General features: G+C 38.0%; 31 protein-coding genes and 1 pseudogene. 31 read left to right on the top strand and 1 reads right to left on the bottom strand.

What is annotated here, in order from left to right:
- The first annotated feature begins 1 nt into the window (after position 1).
- On the top strand, positions 2–961 hold the full coding sequence (locus OQH61_RS06415; RefSeq protein WP_266026543.1) for a hypothetical protein: 960 nt from the start codon (positions 2–4) through the stop codon (positions 959–961).
- A 43-nt stretch (positions 962–1,004) separates the two neighbouring features.
- On the opposite strand, the gene OQH61_RS06410 is transcribed toward OQH61_RS06415, so the two are convergent.
- Entirely contained in the window at positions 1,005–1,709 is a 705-nt protein-coding gene (locus OQH61_RS06410) for a SprT family zinc-dependent metalloprotease (RefSeq protein ID WP_266026542.1), read from the bottom strand.
- 58 nt (positions 1,710–1,767) lie between these two features.
- Here OQH61_RS06410 and rplI point away from each other — a divergent pair, with 58 nt between their 5' ends.
- The 30 genes and pseudogenes from rplI to map all read left to right on the top strand — a co-directional run bounded on the left by rplI (position 1,768) and on the right by map (position 21,633).
- Positions 1,768–2,211, top strand: coding sequence for a 50S ribosomal protein L9 (rplI, locus tag OQH61_RS06405; protein WP_266026541.1), 444 nt, complete (start codon positions 1,768–1,770; stop codon positions 2,209–2,211).
- Positions 2,212–2,222: 11 nt separating this feature from the next.
- On the top strand, positions 2,223–2,765 hold the full coding sequence (hslV, locus tag OQH61_RS06400) for an ATP-dependent protease subunit HslV (RefSeq protein WP_266026540.1): 543 nt from the start codon (positions 2,223–2,225) through the stop codon (positions 2,763–2,765).
- 10 nt (positions 2,766–2,775) lie between these two features.
- On the top strand, positions 2,776–4,110 hold the full coding sequence (gene hslU / locus OQH61_RS06395; protein ID WP_266026539.1) for an HslU--HslV peptidase ATPase subunit: 1,335 nt from the start codon (positions 2,776–2,778) through the stop codon (positions 4,108–4,110).
- 14 nt (positions 4,111–4,124) lie between these two features.
- A complete protein-coding gene (gene era / locus OQH61_RS06390; RefSeq protein WP_266026538.1) occupies positions 4,125–5,042 on the top strand; it encodes a GTPase Era in 918 nt (305 codons plus the stop codon).
- Between the two features lie 29 nt (positions 5,043–5,071).
- The gene (locus OQH61_RS06385) at positions 5,072–6,082 is read left to right on the top strand and encodes a L,D-transpeptidase family protein (RefSeq protein ID WP_266026537.1); all 1,011 of its coding nucleotides are present in this window, start codon (positions 5,072–5,074) and stop codon (positions 6,080–6,082) included.
- A gap of 40 nt (positions 6,083–6,122) precedes the next feature.
- Entirely contained in the window at positions 6,123–9,617 is a 3,495-nt protein-coding gene (locus tag OQH61_RS06380) for an acyl-[ACP]--phospholipid O-acyltransferase (RefSeq protein WP_416232494.1), read from the top strand.
- 19 nt (positions 9,618–9,636) lie between these two features.
- A complete protein-coding gene (locus OQH61_RS06375; protein WP_266026535.1) occupies positions 9,637–9,927 on the top strand; it encodes a hypothetical protein in 291 nt (96 codons plus the stop codon).
- A gap of 23 nt (positions 9,928–9,950) precedes the next feature.
- A complete protein-coding gene (locus OQH61_RS06370; RefSeq protein WP_266026534.1) occupies positions 9,951–10,721 on the top strand; it encodes a hypothetical protein in 771 nt (256 codons plus the stop codon).
- A gap of 200 nt (positions 10,722–10,921) precedes the next feature.
- Positions 10,922–11,233, top strand: coding sequence for a 30S ribosomal protein S10 (rpsJ, locus tag OQH61_RS06365; protein ID WP_011116217.1), 312 nt, complete (start codon positions 10,922–10,924; stop codon positions 11,231–11,233).
- Positions 11,234–11,296: 63 nt separating this feature from the next.
- A complete protein-coding gene (gene rplC / locus OQH61_RS06360) occupies positions 11,297–11,875 on the top strand; it encodes a 50S ribosomal protein L3 (protein WP_266026533.1) in 579 nt (192 codons plus the stop codon).
- A gap of 11 nt (positions 11,876–11,886) precedes the next feature.
- Positions 11,887–12,510 (top strand): 50S ribosomal protein L4, encoded by a 624-nt coding sequence (gene rplD, locus OQH61_RS06355; RefSeq protein WP_266026532.1) that lies wholly within the window; start codon positions 11,887–11,889, stop codon positions 12,508–12,510.
- Positions 12,511–12,792 carry a 50S ribosomal protein L23 gene (locus tag OQH61_RS06350; RefSeq protein WP_266026531.1) on the top strand — a complete coding sequence of 94 codons (282 nt, stop codon included), beginning with the start codon at positions 12,511–12,513 and terminating at the stop codon, positions 12,790–12,792.
- Positions 12,793–12,802: 10 nt separating this feature from the next.
- A complete protein-coding gene (gene rplB / locus OQH61_RS06345) occupies positions 12,803–13,630 on the top strand; it encodes a 50S ribosomal protein L2 (RefSeq protein WP_266026530.1) in 828 nt (275 codons plus the stop codon).
- Between the two features lie 10 nt (positions 13,631–13,640).
- A complete protein-coding gene (gene rpsS / locus OQH61_RS06340) occupies positions 13,641–13,922 on the top strand; it encodes a 30S ribosomal protein S19 (protein ID WP_266026529.1) in 282 nt (93 codons plus the stop codon).
- A 9-nt stretch (positions 13,923–13,931) separates the two neighbouring features.
- A pseudogene (rplV, locus tag OQH61_RS09545) lies at positions 13,932–14,300 on the top strand (50S ribosomal protein L22); the annotation flags it as partial.
- Positions 14,301–14,524: 224 nt separating this feature from the next.
- On the top strand, positions 14,525–15,235 hold the full coding sequence (gene rpsC, locus OQH61_RS06330) for a 30S ribosomal protein S3 (protein WP_011116224.1): 711 nt from the start codon (positions 14,525–14,527) through the stop codon (positions 15,233–15,235).
- Between the two features lie 2 nt (positions 15,236–15,237).
- Positions 15,238–15,663, top strand: coding sequence for a 50S ribosomal protein L16 (gene rplP, locus OQH61_RS06325; protein WP_266026527.1), 426 nt, complete (start codon positions 15,238–15,240; stop codon positions 15,661–15,663).
- On the top strand, positions 15,650–15,838 hold the full coding sequence (gene rpmC, locus OQH61_RS06320) for a 50S ribosomal protein L29 (RefSeq protein WP_011116226.1): 189 nt from the start codon (positions 15,650–15,652) through the stop codon (positions 15,836–15,838). Before rplP ends, rpmC begins: the two co-directional genes overlap by 14 nt.
- Before the next feature lie 3 nt (positions 15,839–15,841).
- Entirely contained in the window at positions 15,842–16,108 is a 267-nt protein-coding gene (rpsQ, locus tag OQH61_RS06315) for a 30S ribosomal protein S17 (RefSeq protein ID WP_034367570.1), read from the top strand.
- Positions 16,105–16,473, top strand: a complete 369-nt coding sequence (rplN, locus tag OQH61_RS06310) for a 50S ribosomal protein L14 (RefSeq protein WP_011116228.1) — start codon at positions 16,105–16,107, stop codon at positions 16,471–16,473. Before rpsQ ends, rplN begins: the two co-directional genes overlap by 4 nt.
- Positions 16,473–16,709: a 50S ribosomal protein L24 gene (rplX, locus tag OQH61_RS06305; protein WP_266026525.1), complete on the top strand. Its 237-nt coding sequence runs from the start codon at positions 16,473–16,475 to the stop codon at positions 16,707–16,709. The genes rplN and rplX overlap by 1 nt, the downstream gene beginning before the upstream one ends.
- On the top strand, positions 16,709–17,254 hold the full coding sequence (rplE, locus tag OQH61_RS06300) for a 50S ribosomal protein L5 (RefSeq protein ID WP_266026523.1): 546 nt from the start codon (positions 16,709–16,711) through the stop codon (positions 17,252–17,254). Before rplX ends, rplE begins: the two co-directional genes overlap by 1 nt.
- 1 nt (position 17,255) lies before the next feature.
- Complete coding sequence (locus OQH61_RS06295; protein WP_002956257.1) at positions 17,256–17,441, top strand: type Z 30S ribosomal protein S14; 186 nt, start codon at positions 17,256–17,258, stop codon at positions 17,439–17,441.
- A gap of 9 nt (positions 17,442–17,450) precedes the next feature.
- Positions 17,451–17,846 carry a 30S ribosomal protein S8 gene (gene rpsH, locus OQH61_RS06290; RefSeq protein WP_266026522.1) on the top strand — a complete coding sequence of 132 codons (396 nt, stop codon included), beginning with the start codon at positions 17,451–17,453 and terminating at the stop codon, positions 17,844–17,846.
- 9 nt (positions 17,847–17,855) lie between these two features.
- Positions 17,856–18,392 (top strand): 50S ribosomal protein L6, encoded by a 537-nt coding sequence (gene rplF / locus OQH61_RS06285; RefSeq protein WP_266026520.1) that lies wholly within the window; start codon positions 17,856–17,858, stop codon positions 18,390–18,392.
- A gap of 15 nt (positions 18,393–18,407) precedes the next feature.
- Positions 18,408–18,764: a 50S ribosomal protein L18 gene (gene rplR / locus OQH61_RS06280; RefSeq protein WP_266026517.1), complete on the top strand. Its 357-nt coding sequence runs from the start codon at positions 18,408–18,410 to the stop codon at positions 18,762–18,764.
- 9 nt (positions 18,765–18,773) lie between these two features.
- Positions 18,774–19,214, top strand: coding sequence for a 30S ribosomal protein S5 (gene rpsE / locus OQH61_RS06275; RefSeq protein WP_002956261.1), 441 nt, complete (start codon positions 18,774–18,776; stop codon positions 19,212–19,214).
- A gap of 10 nt (positions 19,215–19,224) precedes the next feature.
- Positions 19,225–19,626: a 50S ribosomal protein L15 gene (gene rplO, locus OQH61_RS06270; protein ID WP_266026512.1), complete on the top strand. Its 402-nt coding sequence runs from the start codon at positions 19,225–19,227 to the stop codon at positions 19,624–19,626.
- Positions 19,623–20,873 (top strand): preprotein translocase subunit SecY, encoded by a 1,251-nt coding sequence (gene secY / locus OQH61_RS06265; RefSeq protein WP_266026510.1) that lies wholly within the window; start codon positions 19,623–19,625, stop codon positions 20,871–20,873. Before rplO ends, secY begins: the two co-directional genes overlap by 4 nt.
- Position 20,874: 1 nt before the next feature.
- A complete protein-coding gene (gene map, locus OQH61_RS06260) occupies positions 20,875–21,633 on the top strand; it encodes a type I methionyl aminopeptidase (protein ID WP_266026508.1) in 759 nt (252 codons plus the stop codon).
- Position 21,634 lies beyond the last annotated feature (1 nt).

Here is a 21,634-nt window from a genome sequence, read left to right as displayed (position 1 = left end):
AATGAGAGATGCATTTAAGTTATTCATATGTTTTTGTTTTAGTTTTTCTTTATGTATAGCAAATGAGAGGGTGGATTCTACATATTTTAAGCTTTTGGAAGGTTGTGATTGGGGGCGGCTTAATGGCAATACACAACTTTGCAAGGGCAATAATGACGCAGGAGGGGATTCTTTTGCGTATTATAAGCTTATAAAGCCTTTGAGCTTAAGTGGAGAGTTTGTTTTTATAAATACATATCCTAGCGAATGTGGTAATCCGGATACAATTTCAAACTTTGTGCCAAGTAAGAGTGGTTTTAATTTTCTAGCCCCAATGCATTTGAGCGTAGAGGATAAGCATATTAAGGAGATAGAGAATCTTTTGCCACAATGGTTTTTAGATGGATTGCTTGGCGAGGTGCGATTCCAAGTGAGTTTTGAAGTGGAAAATAGGCGAGAGCGTATTCTATTTGAAGGGGAAAATCCAGCAGAAAATAAAAATATCGTGCCCAGAAAGGATTTAGTCGCATTGAGATATGCGAGCCATTTGTGTGGTTATGATGAAAGTAAAATCAATGTGGCACATCTCACTCTTAAAAAAATTGCTCAAAAACCAAGTAATAGAGACGCATACGAAAAGCTAGATATGTTAGCACTACAAGGCTATGAGCTTAGCTCAACAGATGAATTTGTGAATCTGCGAGAGAGTCCAAATGGCAAGATTCTTATGCGCCTTTACACAAAGGATAAGGATTCTGTATTGATTGTAAGCCTTAGGGATAAGCGCAAAGAGTGGCGGTATTTGATTGATAAGGAAATTTCCTACAATAACAATGCAGAAAATGATAAATGGATAAAAGTGCTTGTATTCCCGCCTCATATACAAGATGTGCATAAGGCAACTATGGGGTTTATGCATATTTCGCAAATTAAGTCTATGGGCTTTGATGGTGCAGAAAAGAGACTTGGAAGAGTAAGATAAGTGTGCCCAAAAGTGTAAAATGCGCTCGTTAAAAACACTATGGTTATTTGCAATAGATTGAACAAAGCCTTTGGAGCAAGAATGGATAGAATCTTGCGTGTTGGCGTAATTGAGAGCGATAGGCTTTAGCATTTGGGCAGTGGCTTTGCACGAGAAGCCAAAAATCTTGTGAGTGATTCTTAAATTGAGTATGTGCAAGCTCGTGAATAATGACATAATCAATAAGTTCCTTTGGCGCAAAAATAAGTATAAAGGAAAAGAGCAAACGATTATCATAGCTGCAGCTCCCAAAGCGTGTGAGGGCATTTGTGATTTTGATACTTTGATATTGCACACCCATAGTCGCTGCGATTTGAGGCGCACGAGAGCAGATATAATCCAAAAGTGTAGATTTAAGCTGTGCTTTTAGACTCTGTGGTGATGAGAGGAGTAGAGATTGAGCCTGTGGGTGATGTGCATACAAAGAGGCAAGGGGCTGCCAAGTGCCAAAGATAAGAATCTCATCACTATGGGCTTGTAAAATGCTTTGTATGTGTGCGTTAGAATCGTGGCATTTTAAAAGAGTGGATTCTATCCATTTGTGGTGTTTGTGGATAAAGGCTTGTAATTCTTGCATAGAGAATCTAAGTGGCACACGCACAAATAAGGATAAATCGGCTTTGATGATGAGGCGGGGATACCTCATAGCTTTGTGTTCAATATAAATTGAGCGGGCAAGCGGATAGGAATTTTTCAATGCTTTTAACATAATATTGCCACTTTTTGTTTATAATTTGACATCGCAATTATAACGCAATGGAGAAAATATGAAAGTTCTACTTTTGGAAAATGTGCAGGGGCTTGGTAAAAAGGGCGAGATTGTTGAGGTAAAAGATGGCTATGGGCAAAATTTTCTTATTGCCAAAGGCAAAGCTCAACGAGCCACAAATGAAGTTGTCAATAAATATAAAGCCCAGCAACGCAAAGCGGAAGAGATTGCTGCACTTGAGAGGGCTGAAATGCAGCAAATGAAACAAACCATAGAATCTCTCACGCTTACATTACATAAAAAAGTGGGTGCAAATGATACGCTTTTTGGTTCTATCACAAAAGATGAAATTGCCCTTGCCTTGCAAGAACATAAAGTAAGCCTTGATAAGAAACATATTGAGATTGCTCAAGCGATAAAGCACACAGGCACATTTGAGGTGTTAGTAAAGCTTGGGCAGGGCATTAATGCTACGCTTAAACTTGAAATTAAAGCACAATAAAAGGATAGAAAATGTTTGAAGCAACGACTATACTTGGCTATAAAGGCGAATATAATGGCAAAAAATGCGCGATTATCGGCGGAGATGGGCAGGTAACTTTTGGAAATTGTGTGTTAAAAAATAATGCGACAAAAATCCGCACACTCTATAATGAGCAGATTCTAAGCGGTTTTGCTGGCTCTACTGCCGATGCCTTTAGTCTTTTTGATATGTTTGAGCGCATTTTAGAGGGGCGTAAAGGTGATTTGGTGCGAAGTGTATTAGAATTTAGTAAAGAATGGCGTAAAGACAAGTATTTACGCAAACTTGAAGCGATGATGATAGTGCTTAATGCCGAGCATATTTATATTTTAAGTGGCACAGGTGATGTGGTAGAGCCAGAAGATGGCACACTTGCAGCCATTGGTAGCGGAGGGAACTATGCTCTCAGCGCTGCACGCGCTCTTACTTATCACGCTTCTTTGCCTCCGCGTGAAGTTGTGGAGCATTCTTTGCGTATTGCAGGGGAGCTTTGTATCTATACAAACACAAATATCAAAATTTTAGAATTATAATGGAGTGGGTATGAAAGAAAATATGACACCAAAACAGATTGTAGAATATCTTGATGGATATATTATAGGACAAAATGACGCGAAAAAAGCAGTGGCTATCGCACTAAGGAATCGCTATCGCCGAATGAAGCTTGATAAGGAAGTCCAAGATGAGATTACACCTAAAAATATCCTTATGATAGGCTCTACTGGTGTAGGAAAAACAGAAATAGCCCGCCGTATGGCAAAAATGATGGGTTTGCCTTTTGTTAAAGTTGAGGCGAGTAAATATACTGAAGTAGGCTTTGTCGGGCGCGATGTAGAATCTATGGTGCGTGATTTGGTGCTTGCAAGCGTGAATCTCGTAGAAAATGAGCATCGGCAAAGAGCTCAAGCACAAATTAATGACTATATTATTGAAAAAATTACGCAAAAACTCCTCCCACCTTTGCCAAGTGGCGTAAGTGAAGCAAAGAAAAGCGAATATGAAGTAAGCTTTGCTAAGATGAAGCAAAAGGTTATTAAGGGTGAGGTTGATGATTTGATGATTGAAATTGAGATAAGCAAAAAGCCTATGTCGCAGCTTAATGATGAGAGTATGCCCCCTGATATGATAAAAGTGCAAGAATCTATTTTTAAAGTGCTTAATGTGAGCCAAGAGAGAATCAAAAAAGAAATGAGTGTAAAAGAAGCAAAAGAAGCGCTGACTTATGAAGCTACAGAATCTGTTCTTGATGCGGAAAGTATTAGAGCAGAAGGGTTAAGACGCGCTGAATCAAATGGTGTGATTTTCATTGATGAAATTGATAAAGTCGCCGTGGGAAGCAAAGATGGCTCAAGGCAAGACCCGAGCAAGGAAGGAGTGCAAAGAGATTTGCTCCCTATCGTAGAGGGAAGTGTAGTCAATACCAAATATGGGCAGATTAAAACAGATTATATTTTATTCATTGCTGCGGGGGCATTTCATTTGAGTAAGCCAAGTGATTTGATTCCAGAATTGCAAGGGCGATTTCCTTTGCGTGTAGAGCTGAATATGCTTGATGAGGAAAGTTTGTATCAGATTCTTACCCAAACTAAAAGCTCACTTTTGCGCCAATATCAGCTTTTGCTTGATACAGAGGATATTACACTTGAATTTAGCGATGAGGCGATTAGGGAACTTGCGCGTCTTTCACATAATGCTAATCAACGCACAGAGGACATTGGAGCGAGGCGATTGCATACGACTATTGAGCGCGTGTTGGAAGATATTAGCTTTGATGTAGATAGTTATAAGGGTAAAGAAGTAGAAATTACAGGCGAAATGGTGAGAGCGCGACTTGGCGATTTGGTAGAAAATATTGATTTAGCGCGTTATATTCTTTAGTTATAAGAAGTCAAATGCAAATAGCATCTATAAGTAATCCAACATTACCCCCTCGTGCTGGGTTTGTGGCGACACTTGGCAGACCAAATGCGGGAAAATCTACTTTGCTTAATCATCTTTTAGGAGAGCATCTCGCGCTTGTCTCACATAAAGCAAATGCTACGCGTAAGCAACTCCAACTTATTGTGCCCTATAAGCCGCTTAATGCGCAAATAATCTTTGTGGATACGCCGGGCATACATCATCAAGAAAAATTACTCAATCAATATATGCTCTCCCAAGCTCTCAAGGCAATGGGGGATTGTGATTTGGCATTGTATCTTGCGCCAGTGAGTGATGATATAAGACATTATGAGCATTTTTTAGAACTCTATCAAGGCAAACATATTTTGCTTTTAAGCAAAATTGATACTTGCACTAATGAGCAGATTTTGTGCAAAATCACTCAATATCAACGCTTTAGCGATACTTTTTTGGAATTATTGCCTGTAAGTGTGAAAAGAGGATTTGATAAAGAGATGATATTGCGCACCATTGCTTCACATTTGCCTTTTTCACCATTTTTGTATGATGAGGAACTCCTCTGTAATGTTTCGCTCAAAGAGATTTATAAAGAAATGATTCGTCAGAGTTTATTTGAGAATCTAAGCGATGAGATTCCATACGAGGCTGATGTGGTGATTAAAACATTTGAAGAGGGCGCGGAACAAGATAGAATCTTTGCCCATATTATTGTGGAAAAATCAAGCCAAAAAGGTGTAGTCATTGGCAAAGGTGGCAGTGGTATCAAACGCATTAGCAAATGCGCACGCGAAAAAATCCAATCTCTAAGCACTAAAGCGATTTTTTTAAAACTTGATGTTGAGGTATATAAAGGTTGGAGTAAGCAAAGAGAAACATTGAAAAAAATAGGGTATGATTTCACCCTATAATGCGTTAAAGAATGAAAAGGAGCAAAATAATGAGATTGTGCAGGGTGCTTTGGTGTGTATTGGCACTAAGCTTTATGGAGCATATTTATGCTTTAGATATGCAGCTTGTGGGTTTAGTCAATGAATATAAAAAAAATGGTATAGGCGCGGTAGAATCAAAACTTGAGGCTTACTTATCAGATAAAGCGTATTGGGCGGAATATCTCAAAGAAAATGCCACAGAGTATGGGTATTTTGAGGATTTAAAATTTTTGTTTGTATCAAATAAATCTGCTCCATCACTTCAGCTCTATCAACTTAAAGGTTCTAAACTCCAAGAACTTGGCAACTCATCAGCACTTGTCGCAAAGGGTAAGGGCAACAAGAAAAAAGAAGGGGATTTGACAACGCCTATTGGCTCTTATGATTTAAATGCACGCCTTACAGGATTAGACCAATATTATGGACCTTTGGCATTTGCTACAAATTATCCTAATGTGTATGACCAATCTCTGAAAAAGACAGGAGGCGGGATTTGGATTCACGGATTGCCTTTAAATGGTAATAGAGAGGATATTAATACGCGTGGGTGCATTGCTATTGATAATGAATTACTGAAAAAATATGACAAGATGATTGATTGGAAAAAAACTATGCTTATTATTTATGAGGGAGTCTTTAAGCCTGCAAGTGTAGAGGAACTCTCAATCGTGCTTTCTCAACTCTATCAGTGGAAAAGGGCGTGGCAAAAAAGTGATTTGCAAACTTATTTAAACTTTTATGATGAAAAGAATTTTTATCGCCCCGATGGTATGAGTTTCAAATCTTTTAGAGAGCATAAGAAAAATATTTTTGCCAAAAATGAGAGCAAAAACATACGCATTTCCAATATCAATGTGTCTATTTATCCCAATGAATCACATCATAATATGTATCGCATAAGTTTTTTTCAAGATTATAAAGCCTTTCTCAATGGTAAGCCAAGCTTTAGCTCTGCGGGACAAAAAGATATGTATGTGTTCGTAGAAAATGGGAAAATTAAAATACTTAGCGAAAAATAATTCTCTATAAAATAAACACAATATATATTCAATCTAAGGAGTGAGAATGAATAAAATATGGAAGATTAAAGGATTCGTATCTTTTATTCTTGTAGCTTTTATCAATGCCTTTGTAGATTTGGGGCATAAAATTACTATTCAAAATACACTTTATAAAATCTATGATGGAAGCGAATTAACATTGCTTACAAGTGTCATTAATGCTCTTATTTTATTGCCTTTTATTTTGCTTTTTACGCCTTCTGGATTCTTAGCTGATAGATTCCCTAAAAATGTTGTTATGCGTGTAAGTGCGTGGTTTGGTGCGGCTCTTACAGCTCTGATTACAATATGTTATTTTATGGGCTGGTTTTGGGTTGCTTTTGGAGCGACATTACTTATGGCGGTGCAATCAGCGATTTATTCTCCTGCAAAATATGGCTTTATTAAGGATTTAGTCGGTAAAGATATGCTTGCGTGGGGAAATGGAATAATACAAGCAACAGCTATTGTGGCAATTTTGGCAGGAATGAGTGTGTTTTCATTCTTTTTTGAAATAATGTATAATATAAGTGATTTAGGATTCTTAGCACAAAAGAGTGAAATTCTACAAAGTATTGCCCCACTTGGATTTATTTTATTTTTCTGTGCAATGATTGAGCTTTATTTATGCTATCGTTTGCCTACTCTCACAAAAGGCACACAAGAGCATTTTGATAAAAAGGCATATTTGAGCGGTTCTTTGTTGAAAAATAATCTTAAACTCCTTAAGTCTCATCGTAATATCTGGCTTTCTGTTGTAGGCATAGCTGTTTTTTGGTCTATCTCTCAACTGCTTTTGGCGACATTTCCTACTTATGTTAAAGCTGCATTTGAGGAACACAATGCCTTTAGGGTGCAAATGGTTATTGGGTGTTCTGGGCTTGGTATTATCCTTGGTTCTATCATTGCGGGGAGATTCTCAAAGCAATACATTGAAACAGGGCTTATCCCTCTAGGAGCAGCTCTTGTATGCTTGATGAGCTTGCTTCTACTAAGCTTTTCTAGTCTCACATCTTATGTAATTGTGTTTTTTCTTTTCGGTATGGGAGGTGCGCTTTTTGTAATTCCACTCAATGCCCTCATTCAATTTCACGCTAAAGAGGGCGAACTTGGCAAGGTTTTAGCTGGAAATAATTTTATTCAAAATATAGGAATGCTCGGATTCTTAGGCATTGGAACTTTGGCTTCACTCTTTCATCTTGATGTGGTGTATTTATTTTATCTCTGTATGATTGTTGCCTTTTGTGGAATGATTTATGTTGTGCGGCTTTTGCCCTTTTCATTAGTGAGAATGCTTGTTACCCTTGCGTTTTTTCAACGTTATCGCTTGAATGTAGAAGGGTTTGAGAATGTTCCTGCAGAGGGTGGTGTATTGTTGCTTGGGAATCATATATCTTTTATAGATTGGGCAATGGTGCAGTTGGCATTGCCGCGCAAGGTGTATTTTGTAATGGAGAGAAGCTATTATGATAGGTGGTATATACGTATTTTTCTTGATATGTTTGGCGTGATACCTGTCTCAAATGCTGGGAGTAAGAAGGCTTTAGAATCTATTGCAGCAAAACTTGCACAAGGGTATATGGTATGTCTTTTTCCAGAAGGTTCAATTTCAAGACACGGACATCTCAACGAATTTAAAAGTGGCTTTGAGCTTGCTACAAAGCATTTGCAACCTGATGAAGCTGTGATATTACCTTTTTATATTCGCGGCTTATGGGGAAGTGCATTTTCACGCGCACATCAGGGATTCCAAGAGAGGCGTAAAAGCTTTGCTAAACGTAATATTACTATTGCTTTTGGTGAATGTCTTCATATTCATTCAAGCTCACAACAGCTTAAGGCAAAAGTCTTTGAACTCTCCTTTAGTGCGTGGAAATCACAATGTCAATCTTTGCCAACTATTGGTAAGGCGTGGATAGAGAGTGCTAAAAAATGGGGCAATGAAATTGCTATTGTTGATAGTATGAGTGGCTCAATGAGTTATACTAAAATGCTTGTTTTGACGATAATCCTCTCTACATTTTTTAGAAAAAATATCACCAACGAACGCAATATTGGTATTATCTTACCTGCTTCGCTTGCAAGTTCATTATGCAATCTTTCTTTGCTTATGGCTGGGAAAACTATTGTAAATCTTAATTTTACTGCAGGGCAAAGCGCTGTAAATGCAGCGATAGAATCTGCGCAAATTCGCTCAATCTATACTTCAAGGACTTTCATAGAAAAACTTAAAGGCAAGGGTGTGGAATTTACATTTTCTCCTTTAGTGAAGCTTTTTTATATGGAGGATTTAGTGAGCGAAGTGAGAGCAAATAAACTTGATTTTATAGTTAAAATGCTACAAGTAGTGCTATTACCCGCATTTCTCCTCAAATGGCTTTATGTTCAATCCCAAAAGAATACCGATATAGCAGCTATTCTTTTTAGTAGTGGAAGCGAGGGCAAGCCAAAGGGGGTTATGCTCTCGCATCTTAATATTATGAGCAATATTTTGCAAATCTCTGATGTGATTCACGCACGCGATGAGGATTCTATGCTTTCTTCTTTACCGCCATTTCACGCTTTTGGACTTACTGTTACAATGCTTATGCCCTTGCTTGAGGGAATGCTCTCTGTTACACACGCAGATCCAACTGATGCAGTCGGCATTGCTAAAGCGATTGCGAAAAATAAAGTAAGCGTGATGTGCGGGACTTCAACTTTCCTAGGCATTTATGCGCGTAATAGTAAGGTAGATAAGTTGATGTTTGATAGTTTGCGTTTGGTGGTAGCGGGAGCTGAAAAACTCAAAAAAGATGTCAAAGAAGCCTTTGTGATGAAATTCAATAAAGAAATTTATGAGGGTTATGGTGCGACAGAGACTACACCTGTGGCGAGTGTGAATCTCCCTAATGAGTTTGATGTAGAAAATTGGAGCATTCATCGGGCAAGCAAAGAGGGAAGTGTAGGTATGCCTTTGCCCGGAAGTGCGATTAGAATCGTTGAGCCAAATACGATGCAAGAGTTGCCTGTGGGTGAAGACGGATTAATACTCATTGGAGGACATCAAGTAATGGTGGGTTATCTTAACGATGAGCAAAAGACTCAAGAGGTGATTGTAGAAATTGATGGGATTCGGTGGTATAAAAGTGGTGACAAAGGGCATTTAGACGCTGATGGGTTTATTCATATCGTAGATAGGTATTCACGCTTTGCAAAAATAGGTGGGGAAATGGTGAGTCTTGGCGGCATTGAGGAGGAGATACAAAAAATCATTAAAAAAAGCGAGATTGATGAGGAGCTTAGATATGTTGCTGTCGCAGTGGAAGATGGCAAAAAGGGTGAGAGTGTCGTGTTGCTTGCAAGTGGCGAGAAAGATGAAATACAAAGGTTAGAATCTGCACTTAAAGAAGCGCAGATTCCTGCACTTTTTAAGCCGTCTAAAATTTTCATCGTAGAATCTATCCCAACTCTTGGTTCTGGTAAGATTGATTTAAAGGGTGCAAAAAGCATAGCACAAGGGCTTGTTGGTTAAAAAATTTAAGGAGGTGAATATGTGGGAGTATTATTTAAGACGCGTTTATGTGAAGATTCTTTGTTGGTTTGTGCCAAGCAAAAAAGCGCGTTTAGCATTAAGAAGTAGGCTAAGATTTGGTAAAAAGGTGGTGCGTTTAGATAAAGTGGATTCTTATGTGCCTCAATCGGTGCTTTTGGCTATGCAAAAACACACGCCACTTGATTTTTTGAGTGCATACAAGGAGATTTTAAACCCTGTGTCTTTGGCAGAGATTGTAGAATCTAAAAATACTAATAATACTATGCCCCCCCCCCACTGGCAGCTTTAAAACAAAAAGCCAAACAAGCGCATTTGCATATTAAACATAGTGGATATTTTGATGCCGATAGAGAATCTAAAAGCGTGGATTGTGCGCGCAATCCTTGGGCATATATCCGCGTAAAAAACGAAGCTCACACATTACGCGCGTGTTTGTATTCCATACTGCCTGCTATTCAAAGAGGCGTGATAGGCTATAATGATTGTGATGATGGCAGCGAGGAGATAATATTAGAATTTTGTGCGGCATTTCCGAGTTTTGTCCCTGTCAAATATCCTTATCATATAGATTTAGATAATCCTGCAAGTGAGCAAAATAGGCTTTATATGTATTATAATTATGTGCTTAGCGTGATTCCCAAATATCAATGGCTTGTAAAAATTGATACTGATCATATTTATGAGGCAAGGAAGCTGTATAAGAGTTTTTATTTAGCGCACAAAAAATGGGATATGGTGTTACATTCTCGTATTAATTTTTTCTATAATGGTGAGCAAATACTTGTTGATAAGGCTTTTAAAAATGTGTTTGAGGGCGACCATTGGCTTATCAATCACTTTGATTTGAAGTTTGTGCCCTTTCATCATCATTATGAGCAGCTTATCCCTCATAGCAATCATATCATCTCTACGGAATTGCCCTCTTGGCATTTTCCTTACCAAAAGCAATCCCGCAAAAATAATGCAAGTCAATATGAATGGATACCTTTATCAAGCTATCAAAGCGATGAAATAGGCACAAGGATAGATTCTGCAATGCTTGAAAGTCAAATTTTGCACACATTTTTAAAGGAGTTTGAATAAGTAAGATAATGCTTCATAGTTATCCTACTTGTGTGTAGTTTAGAGAAAATAAAGCGCAATATTTCCTTATACTAAGGAAATAAAAATATTAAAAAATATCCAAAAATGGGCAAAATACTTGACTTTTTTTCTCAAAATTGATTATAATCGCGCACTCAAAACATCAAAATTTTGGTGAGTTCTTTACGCAAGGAAACATTATGGAAAGAATACGACTTAGGCTTAAGGCTTATGATCATAGGGTTCTTGATAGGTCGGTTGCATCTATTGTAGAAGCAGTAAAAAGGACAGGTTCAGAGATAAGGGGTCCAGTGCCACTTCCCACTAAAAAGAAGAGATATACTGTACTTCGTTCGCCACATATCAATAAAGATTCTCGTGAGCAGTTTGAAATCAGAGTGCATCATCGTATCATTGATATTATGTCGGCTACTCCTGATACCGTAGATAGCCTTATGAAGCTTGATTTGGCTCCAGAAGTAGATGTAGAAGTTATGTCTATGAGTAAGTAGTTGGGAAAAACTAGCTAGAGAATAGAGAATTTATGTAGAGTTTAGGATTTAAGGATTTGGTCAATGGAATTTATAGTTGAAAAAATCGGTATGAGCCGCACAATAGGCACAAAGAGTGAAGCTGTAACCTTGCTTCGTGTGCTTGGCGCAAAAGTGTGCGAAATATACGATAATGGTAGAGCATTAGTGGCTTATTCTCAAGGAAAAGCTGTAAATAAGGCTATCGCTGGGCAGCAGAAAAAATACAGCTTAAGCAAAGAGTTTAATCGTTTTGCAACACTTAAGGTGAGCAACAAAGAAATTGGCGATATTGATGTCGCTGGTTTGAGTGAAGCTAAGCGAGTTCAGGTGAGCTTTAAAACTAAAGGACGCGGCTTTAGTGGGGCGATGAAACGATGGAACTTTCAAGGTGGTCCGGGTGCGCACGGAAGCAGATTCCATAGGCGCGTAGGTTCAATAGGGAATCGTGAGTGGCCCGGACGTGTTCAGCCGGGTAAAAAAATGGCTGGACATTATGGAAATGAGCTTGTAAGTGCAAAAAATGATATTATGTCCTTTGATAAAGAAAGTGCCATTTTGGTGCTTAAGGGTTCAGTAGCTGGATTTAATGGTGCATTTGGCAGAATCCAAATTATAAAATAAGGCAGGGCAGTATGAGTAAAGCAATTTTATTAGACAAAAAGCTTCAACAAAGCAATGAATTGGCATTGCCCGAGAGATATGCGCAAATCAAGGAACATAATTTGTATTTGTATGTCAAATCTTATCTCTCATCACTTCGTGCAAATTCTGCCTCTGCGAAAAAGAGAGGTGAAGTAAGTGGCGGAGGCAAAAAGCCGTGGAAACAAAAAGGTGGAGGTCGCGCACGCGCTGGGAGCATTACCTCTCCTGTATTTGTGGGCGGTGGTGTTTCTCACGGACCAAGCAATGATAAAAACTATACACTCAAAATCAACAAAAAGCAAAAGCGTTTGGCTCTTGAATACGCACTTTTTCAAAAAGCACAAGAAGGCAGACTTTTTGTAGTAGATTCTTTGGCAATGCCTAGTGGCAAGACAAAAGATGCGTATGCAATGTTTAAGGCATTAAAGCAACGTAGCACATTATTTGTCGCGCAAATGAGCGATGAACCTACATTTTTAGCATTTAGAAATTTACAACAATGTTATTTGGCTGATGCTAATGAGCTTAATGCGTATTTGGTGGCAGCTTTTCGCTCTGTTGTGATTGAAAAAGCTGTTTTTGATGAAATTATTGCAGAAAAGAAGGGGGAATAAATGGCAGATATTACAGATATTAAGTCAATTCTCTATACAGAAAAATCTCTCTCACTTCAAGAAAGTGGTATGTTGGTTGTGCAAACAGCGACAAATGTAAGTAAAAATCAACTCAAAGAGATTTTTAAAGAATATTTTGGCATTACACCTCTAAGAATCAACTCTCTTCGCCAAGAGGGTAAAGTAAAAAGATTCAGAGGTAAAATCGGGCAGAGAGCATCGTTTAAAAAGTTTTATGTAAAGATTCCAGAGGGCGCAAAACTTGATGCGCTATCAGTATAAGGAGTGATGTATGGCAGTTAAGACATATAAGCCTTATACCCCAAGTCGTAGATTTATGAGCAATTTAAGTTCTAGCGACATTACGGGTAAGGCAAGTGTAAAAAGTTTGCTTATTAAATTATCAGTAAGTGCAGGAAGAAATAATAACGGACGCATTACAAGTCGTCATAAAGAGGGTGGAGCAAAGAAGTTTTATAGAATCATTGATTTTAAACGTAATAAATTTAATGTTCCAGGAAAGGTCGCTGCGATTGAATATGACCCATATCGTAATTGTCGCATAGCGCTTATTCATTACGCTGATGGAGAAAAGCGCTATATTATTCAACCCAGTGGTTTAAAAGTGGGCGATGTTGTATTTTCTGCTCCATCTGGGCTTGATATTAAAACAGGCTTTGCAATGAAACTCAAAAGTATGCCTATTGGCACGATTGTGCATAATATTGAAATGCACCCGGGTGCAGGTGGAGCTCTTGCGAGGAGTGCGGGAACAAGTGCGCAAATTATGGGACGCGAGGGTAAATATATTATCCTTAGAATGCCAAGTGGAGAGATGAGATATATTTTAGAAGAATGTATGGCAACCATAGGTGTAGTGGGAAATGAGGATTTTGCAAATATCTCTATTGGTAAAGCAGGACGCAATCGTCATCGTGGTATTCGCCCACAGACACGCGGTAGCGCAATGAATCCAGTAGATCACCCTCACGGCGGTGGTGAAGGTAAAACAGGTTCTAGCGGACACCCTGTATCTCCGTGGGGAACTCCGGCAAAAGGATTTAAAACTCGTAAGAAAAAAGCGAGTGATAAATTAATCATTTCAAGAAAGAAAAAATAAGGTAGGAAGTATGGCAAGGTCAATTAAAAAAGGTCCATTTGTTGATGATTATCTCATCAAAAAGGTTGAGAAAGCAAAAGCGGGCAAAGATAATAAGCCTATCAAAACTTGGTCAAGACGTAGCACGATTTTACCAGATATGATAGGGCTTACCTTTAATGTTCATAATGGCAGAGCATTTATACCTGTTTATATTACTGAAAATCACGTAGGTTATAAGCTTGGTGAGTTTGCTCCAACACGCACCTTTAAAGGACACAAAGGCAGTGTCCAAAAGAAAATTGGTAAGTAAGGGGAGAGAATGAGTAGAGCATTATTAAAATATATCCGATTATCCCCAACAAAAGCGCGTCTTGTAGCTCGTCAAGTGCAAGGTATGAACGCAGAGCTTGCACTTGCAAGTTTAGAATTTACTCCCAATAAGGCTGCACGAGTGATTTCAAAGGTTATTGCATCTGCTGTTGCAAATGGTGGATACGATGCGCAAGATGTGATTATTACTTCTTGTCGTGTTGATGCTGGTCCTGTATTGCGCCGTTTTATGCCACGTGCTAAAGGACGAGCAACACCTATTCGTAAGCCAATGGCACATATTTTGGTAGAAGTTGGCACACAAAAATCTGCTCAACAATCCGCACAATCCATAAAAGCTAAAACAAAAGAGAGAAAAGATATTAAGGAAGATAAAAAAGCGGCTTCTAAAGATTCTGTAAAAAATACACAATCTAAACCTAAAACAGATTCAAAAGCAGAGGTTGCTCAAAAACCAACAAAGGCAGCAGCAACGCAAGAAAAAGCTGAAACTAAAACAGCTAAGTCAAAAGTGGCAACTACAAAATCAACAACAAGAAAAACAACAACAAAGAAAAAAACTGAAGGTGAGGAAAAATAACAATGGGTCAAAAAGTTAATCCGATAGGTTTAAGGTTAGGTATTAATCGTAATTGGTCTTCTCGGTGGTTTTCTGTATCACAAACAACACCTTCAAATATATTAGAGGATCACAAGATTCGTAAGTTTTTGAAGCGCGAAATGTATTATGCAGGTGTGAGTGAATTTATTATTGAACGCGCGGCAAATAAGATTCGTGTAACCGTTGTGGCTTCGCGCCCGGGGTTAATTATTGGTAAAAAGGGTGTAGATATTGATAAGCATAAGGAAGCTTTGAAAAAAATTCTTCATAAGGAAGTGTTTATTAATATTAAAGAAGCAAAGCGTCCTCAAGCCAATGCTCAGCTTGCAGCAGAAAATATTGCAACTCAACTTGAAAAACGTGTAGCTTTCAGACGCGCTATGAAAAAGGTTATGCAGGCTGCAATGAAAGCAGGAGCAAAAGGGATTAAAGTAAAGGTATCAGGACGTTTGGCTGGAGCTGAAATGGCAAGAACAGAATGGTATATGGAAGGTCGCGTTCCTCTCCATACTTTGCGTGCAAAAATTGATTATGGTTTTGCAGAGGCAATGACAACTTATGGAATCATTGGTGTAAAGGTATGGATTTTTAAAGGTGAGGTGCTTCACAAGGGTATTTTACCAGAGAAAAAAGAAGAGAGTAAGAGCGGTGATAAAGAAGTGCGCTCTAAATCACGAAGAGGGAGGCAATAAATATGTTAATGCCAAAAAGAACAAAATATAGAAAGCAGATGAAAGGGCGCAATCGCGGCAAATCATTCCGCGGTGCAAATCTAGCTTTTGGTGATATTGGGATTAAAGCAATAGAGCACGGGCGCATTGATTCTCGCCAAATAGAATCTGCTCGTATTGCAATGACTCGTCATATCAAAAGAGCGGGTAAGGTTTGGATTCGTGTATTCCCTGATAAGCCATTAACTGCAAAACCTCTTGAAACAAGAATGGGTAAGGGTAAAGGTGGCGTAGAAAAGTGGGTAATGAACATTAAGCCCGGTCGTTTGATTTATGAGATGGCAGGGATTGATGAATCTTTGGCAAGAGAGGCTTTAGCTTTAGCTCAAAGCAAACTTCCTTTTAAGACGAAAATCATAACTAGCGAGAGTGAAAATGAAATTTATTGATTTAAAAGACAAGGACATTGCAGAATTGCAAAAGATGTTGAAAGAAAAAAAATCGTTGCTTTTTGAAAAAAGATTGCAACTCAAGACAATGCAGCTTACTAATCCAAGCGAAATCAAGGTTATTCGCAAGGATATTGCTAGAATCAATACAGCCTTAAGTGCAAAGAAGGATTAGAATATGAGTGAAAAACAAGCACATAAGAGAGTAATTCAAGGTAAAGTCATCAGCAAAGCAGGGAATAAAAGTATAGTGATTTTGGTAGAGCGGAAAGTTGTTCATAGCAAATATCGTAAGATTGTAAAACGTTTTAAAAAATATACTATACACGATGAGAATCAGAGTGCAAAAATTGGTGATGTGGTGAGTGCTATTGAGTGTAAGCCTATCTCTAAAACGAAAGCTTTTAGATTTAAAGAAATTATTACTGCAGGAGTAGAGCTATGATACAAAGTTTTACAAGATTGAGTGTTGCAGATAATAGCGGTGCAAAAGAGATTATGTGCATTAAGATTCTAGGCGGAAGTCATAGAAGATATGCGCGTGTAGGCGATGTCATCGTGGCATCTGTGAAAAAAGCCATTCCAAATGGTAAGGTAAAAAAAGGGCAGGTTGTTAAAGCGGTAGTTGTGCGAACAAAAAAAGAGATTCATCGTGAAAATGGCTCTTTAGTGCGCTTTGATGATAATGCAGCGGTGATTCTTGATGCCAAAAAAGAACCTATTGGCACGAGAATCTTTGGACCAGTAAGCAGAGAAGTGCGATATGCAAATTTTATGAAAATAGTATCGTTAGCTCCGGAGGTGTTATAGTGGCAAAGTTTAAGATTAAAAAAGGCGATATGGTGCAAATCATCGCAGGAGATGATAAGGGTAAGAAAGCAAAAGTATTGCAAGTATTGCCAAAGCGAGCGCAGGTTGTTGTAGAGGGTTGCAAAATTGTTAAAAAAGCAATCAAAGCAAGTGAAAAGAATCCTAAAGGTGGTTTTGTATCTAAGGAAATGCCAATGAGTATTTCAAATGTAAAAAAAGCGGAAGGAGATAATTAATGTTTGCTCTAAGAGAAAAATATAAAAATGAGATTGTCTCCCAGCTTAAAAGTGAGCTTAATATGAGCAATCCTATGTTATTGCCAAAGCTTGAAAAGATTGTCATTAGTGTAGGTGCAGGTGATTATGCAAAAGATTCAAAAATTATGCAAAATATTGCTGATACTATCTCGCTTATTGCGGGACAAAAGGCTGTTATTACTTTAGCAAAAAAATCAGTAGCAGGTTTTAAAATGCGTGAAGGTATGCCTATGGGTGTAAAAGTAACCCTTCGTGGCAAAATGATGTATAATTTTCTTGAAAAACTCATTGTCATTGCTTTGCCACGTGTAAAGGACTTTAGAGGTTTAAAACGTAATGGATTTGATGGGCGTGGGAATTATAGCTTTGGTTTAAATGAGCAGCTTATGTTTCCTGAAGTAGTATATGATGATATTATGGTAACTCATGGTATGAATATTACGATTGTAACTTCTACTCATAGTGATAAAGAGGCGTTTAAGTTGCTTGAGCTTCTTGGTATGCCTTTTGCGAAAGGACGATAAAATGGCAAAAAAATCAATTATTGCAAAGGCAAAGAGAAAAGCAAAATTTAGTGCGAGGGCATATACAAGATGTCAAGTATGTGGTCGTCCGCATTCTGTTTATCGCGATTTTGGGCTGTGTAGGGTATGTTTGCGAAAAATGGGTAATGAAGGATTGATACCCGGTCTTCGTAAGGCAAGTTGGTAAGGAGAGAGTATGGTAAATGATATTATTGCAGATTCTTTAACGAGGATTCGTAATGCTTCTATGAGGCGATTGGAAGTTACAACCTTATATTATGCAAAAATTGTTGTTTCAATCGTGGAAGTATTTAAAGTAAAGGGCTTTATCAAGGACTACAAAGTCAATGATAAAGATGGAAAACGTTCTATTATGGTGCAGCTTGCTTATGATGAGCAAGGTAGGAGTGCTATCAATGAGATTAAGCGCATTAGTAAGCCCGGGCGCCGTGTTTATAAAGCTAGAAGTGAATTAAAACGTTTTAAAAATGGCTATGGCACAATAGTAGTAAGCACAAGTAAAGGTGTGGTTGCCAATGACGAAGCTTATAAGGCAAATGTCGGTGGTGAAGCACTTTGCAGTATATGGTAGGAGAAAGATATGTCAAGAGTTGGAAAAAAACCTATTAGCATTCCAAAGGGTGTTGAAGTGTCTGTGCAAGGAAGTAAAATTCTTTTTAAAGGTGCTAAAGAACAAAAAGAGCTTGAAACTTATGGACGTGTCCAAATTCATTTGCAAGATGGAGCATTAAGTTTTGCTTGTGTGGATTCTCAAGCTCAATCTCGTGCATATTGGGGAACTTATCGCGCATTAGCAAACAATATTGTTGTGGGATTAAGTCAAGGTTTTACAAAGGTGTTAGAAATCAATGGTGTAGGCTATAAGGCTAGTATTAGTGGAAAGAATCTTGAAATGGCTTTAGGGTTTTCTCACCCTGTGATTTATCCTATCCCCGCAGGTGTAGAAATGAGTGTGGATAAAAACACAATTACCATTAAAGGTGCTGATAAACAACAAATAGGGCAAATTGCAGCCGAGATTCGGAAGTTTAGACCACCAGAGCCTTATAAGGGTAAGGGTATTAAATACAGCGATGAAATGATTGTTCGCAAAGCTGGTAAAACTTCTAAAAAATAGGGTGAGGATTATGCGATGACAGATAAAGTATTAAAACGAAAACAGCTTCTTAAGGTAAAAAGAAAACTCCGAACAAGAGGAAAGATTTTTGGTAGAGCTACTAAGCCTCGTGTGAGTGTATTTAAATCCAATAAATATTTTTATGCACAAGCTATTAATGATGAATTGGGTGTAACACTTGCGAATGTTGATGGGAAAAAGCTTGGTTTAGGAAATAACAAAGAACACGCAAAGCAAATTGCTAATGAATTTGCAGCTACACTGAAAAAGGCTAAGATTACAGAGGTGGTGTTTGATAGAAATGGATACCTTTATCACGGAGTTGTAGCGGCATTTGCTGATACTTTGCGTGAAAATGGCATAAAGTTATAAAGGAAGCTTATGGAAATCAATAGAGAAGAATTTAGCGAAGTGGTTGTGAATATCGGTAGAGTTACAAAGGTTGTCAAAGGCGGGCGTAGATTCCGTTTTAATGCACTTGTAGTTGTGGGGAATAAAAATGGACTTGTTGGTTTTGGACTTGGCAAAGCTAAAGAAGTGCCCGATGCGATTAAAAAAGCTATTGATGATGCATTTAAAAACATTATCAAGGTAAATATTAAAGGCACAACGATTGCCCACGATATTGAGCATAAGTATAATGCAAGTAAGATTCTACTAAAACCAGCAAGTGAGGGAACAGGCGTTATTGCAGGTGGTTCTACGCGTCCTGTTATTGAACTTGCGGGCATTAAAGATATTTTGACAAAATCGCTTGGTTCAAATAACCCTTATAATGTAGTGCGCGCAACGATTGATGCGCTTGCGAGAATCAAAGCTTAAGGAGAGACTTATGCTAGAAAAAATTAAACCAGCAAATGGAAGTATAAGAAAAATTAAACGTATAGGACGAGGACAAGGTAGTGGTATGGGCAAAACTTCTACTAGAGGTGGCAAGGGACAAACTGCACGAAGTGGATATAAGGCAAAAAGAGGATTTGAAGGGGGGCAACAGCCGCTTCAAAGGCGTTTGCCTAAGGTTGGCTTTACTTCGCGTGTGCAAAAACCTATTGTGATTAATGTGGATAAAATACCCATTTTTGATTCTCTAAGCGAAATCAATATGGAAGTGTTACGCACACACTTTAGTATTCCTAAGAGCGCAGTGAGTGTAAAGCTTATTGGGGCAAAAGCAAAAGCTTTGATGTCTAAAATTAAAGATGAGTGCATTAAAACGAGTGGAAACAAAGAATGACAAGGAGCATTGTAAATAAGATTCTTATCACACTTGCTTTTTTACTTGCATATAGAATCTTGGCATATGTGCCTGTACCCGGTGTAGATGTGAGTATTATTAAATCATTTATTGATGATAATGCCAACAATGCTTTGGGGCTGTTTAATATGTTTAGCGGCAATGCTGTGGAACGTTTTAGCATTATTTCTTTAGGCATTATGCCCTATATTACCGCTTCTATCATTATGGAGCTTCTTGCAGCAACTTTTCCTAATCTTGCAAAAATGAAAAAAGAACGTGATGGTATGCAAAAATATATGCAAATCGTGCGTTATGTAACTATTGGTATTACGATTGTTCAAGCTGTGAGTGTGAGTATAGGGCTCAATAGTATGAGCGTTGGTGCAATCAAGATTGATTTGAATCTTTTTATCGCTATATCTGTTTTTTCAATGCTCACAGGCACAATGCTTCTTATGTGGATTGGAGAGCAAATCACACAACGAGGCGTGGGCAATGGAATCAGTCTCATTATTTTTGGTGGTATCGTCTCTTCAATTCCTTCAAATATAGGAAAAACATTTAATCTTGTCAATACAGGGCAGATTAATGTTTTTATGTTGCTTATTCTCCTTGCGGTGATTCTTATAACCGTTGGGGTGATTATCTATATAGAACTTGCAGAGAGGCGCATACCAGTCTCTTATGCGCGTAAAGTTGTGATGCAAAATCAAAACAAACGTATTATGAATTATATTCCTGTAAAAATGAATTTAAGTGGCGTTATTCCGCCTATTTTTGCTTCTGCATTACTTGTATTTCCATCAACAATCTTGCAAGCATCATCAAACACTATGATTCAAGCTGTCGCTGATATTTTAAAGCCTGATGGCTATATTTACAATTTGCTTATGTTTTTATTTGTAATATTTTTTGCCTTTTTTTATGCTTCTATTGTATTTAATGCAAAAGACATTGCAGACAATCTAAAAAGACAAGGTGGTTTTATACCCGGTTTGCGCCCGGGAGAAGGCACAGCAAATTTTCTTAATAATGTTGCGAGTAATCTTACTTTTTGGGGTGCATTATATTTAGCCCTTGTTTCAACGCTTCCTTGGGTGCTTGTAAAACTTACAGGAGTTCCTTTTTATTTTGGCGGGACAGCAGTATTAATTGTCGTGCAAGTTGCTATTGATACGATGAGACGTATAGAGGCTCAAATCTATATGAGTAAATATCAGACCCTAAGTGCCGTAGGGCTATAATATGGCAATAGGCATTAAAAGTAAAAAAGATATAGAATCTTTGCGCATACCCAATAAGATTGTTGCTCAAACGCTTGAGTTGCTGCGTCTTGAAGCAAAAGAGGGTGTAAGTCTTCTTGAGCTTGATACAAAAGCAAAGGATTTTATCATCTCACAAGGGGGACGCCCCTCATTTTATCAGCTTTATGGTTTTCCACAATCAATTTGTATTTCTGTGAATCAAGTGATTATTCACGGAATCCCTACAGATTATGTGCTTAAAAATGGGGATATTGTAGGGATTGATATAGGTGTGGAATATAATGGTTGGTATGGCGATGCTGCGATTACTATTGGTATTGGTGATATTGAGCAGACAGATAGAATCTTAATTGAGTGTGCTAAGGATACTTTATATGAGGCTATTTCTAAGGTCAAAATAGGTATGCGTTTTAAGGAACTAAGTTTTATTTTAGAACAAGCGATTAATGAGCGTGGATTTGTCCCTCTGCGTGGCTTTTGTGGGCACGGAATTGGGCGAAGTCCGCACGAAGAGCCAGAGATTCCAAATTATTTGGAATCTCCTCATACAAATCAAGGACCAAAAATTAAAGAAGGTATGGTGTTTTGCTTAGAGCCGATGGTTGCTCAATATAATGGAGAGCCTGTTATTTTAAATGATAATTGGTCAGTAGTAGCTAAAGATGGTTTAAATGGTAGTCATTATGAACATACGATTGCTATCGTTGATGGCAAAGCAGAGATTTTAACGGAGGTATAGC

Origin of the sequence: Helicobacter sp. MIT 21-1697 (assembly GCF_026241255.1) — a bacterium.
In the GTDB taxonomy this organism is placed as follows: Bacteria; Campylobacterota; Campylobacteria; order Campylobacterales; family Helicobacteraceae; genus Helicobacter_C.
Note: the sequence above shows the minus strand (reverse complement) of the source record. Positions and strands in the feature narration are given on the sequence as shown.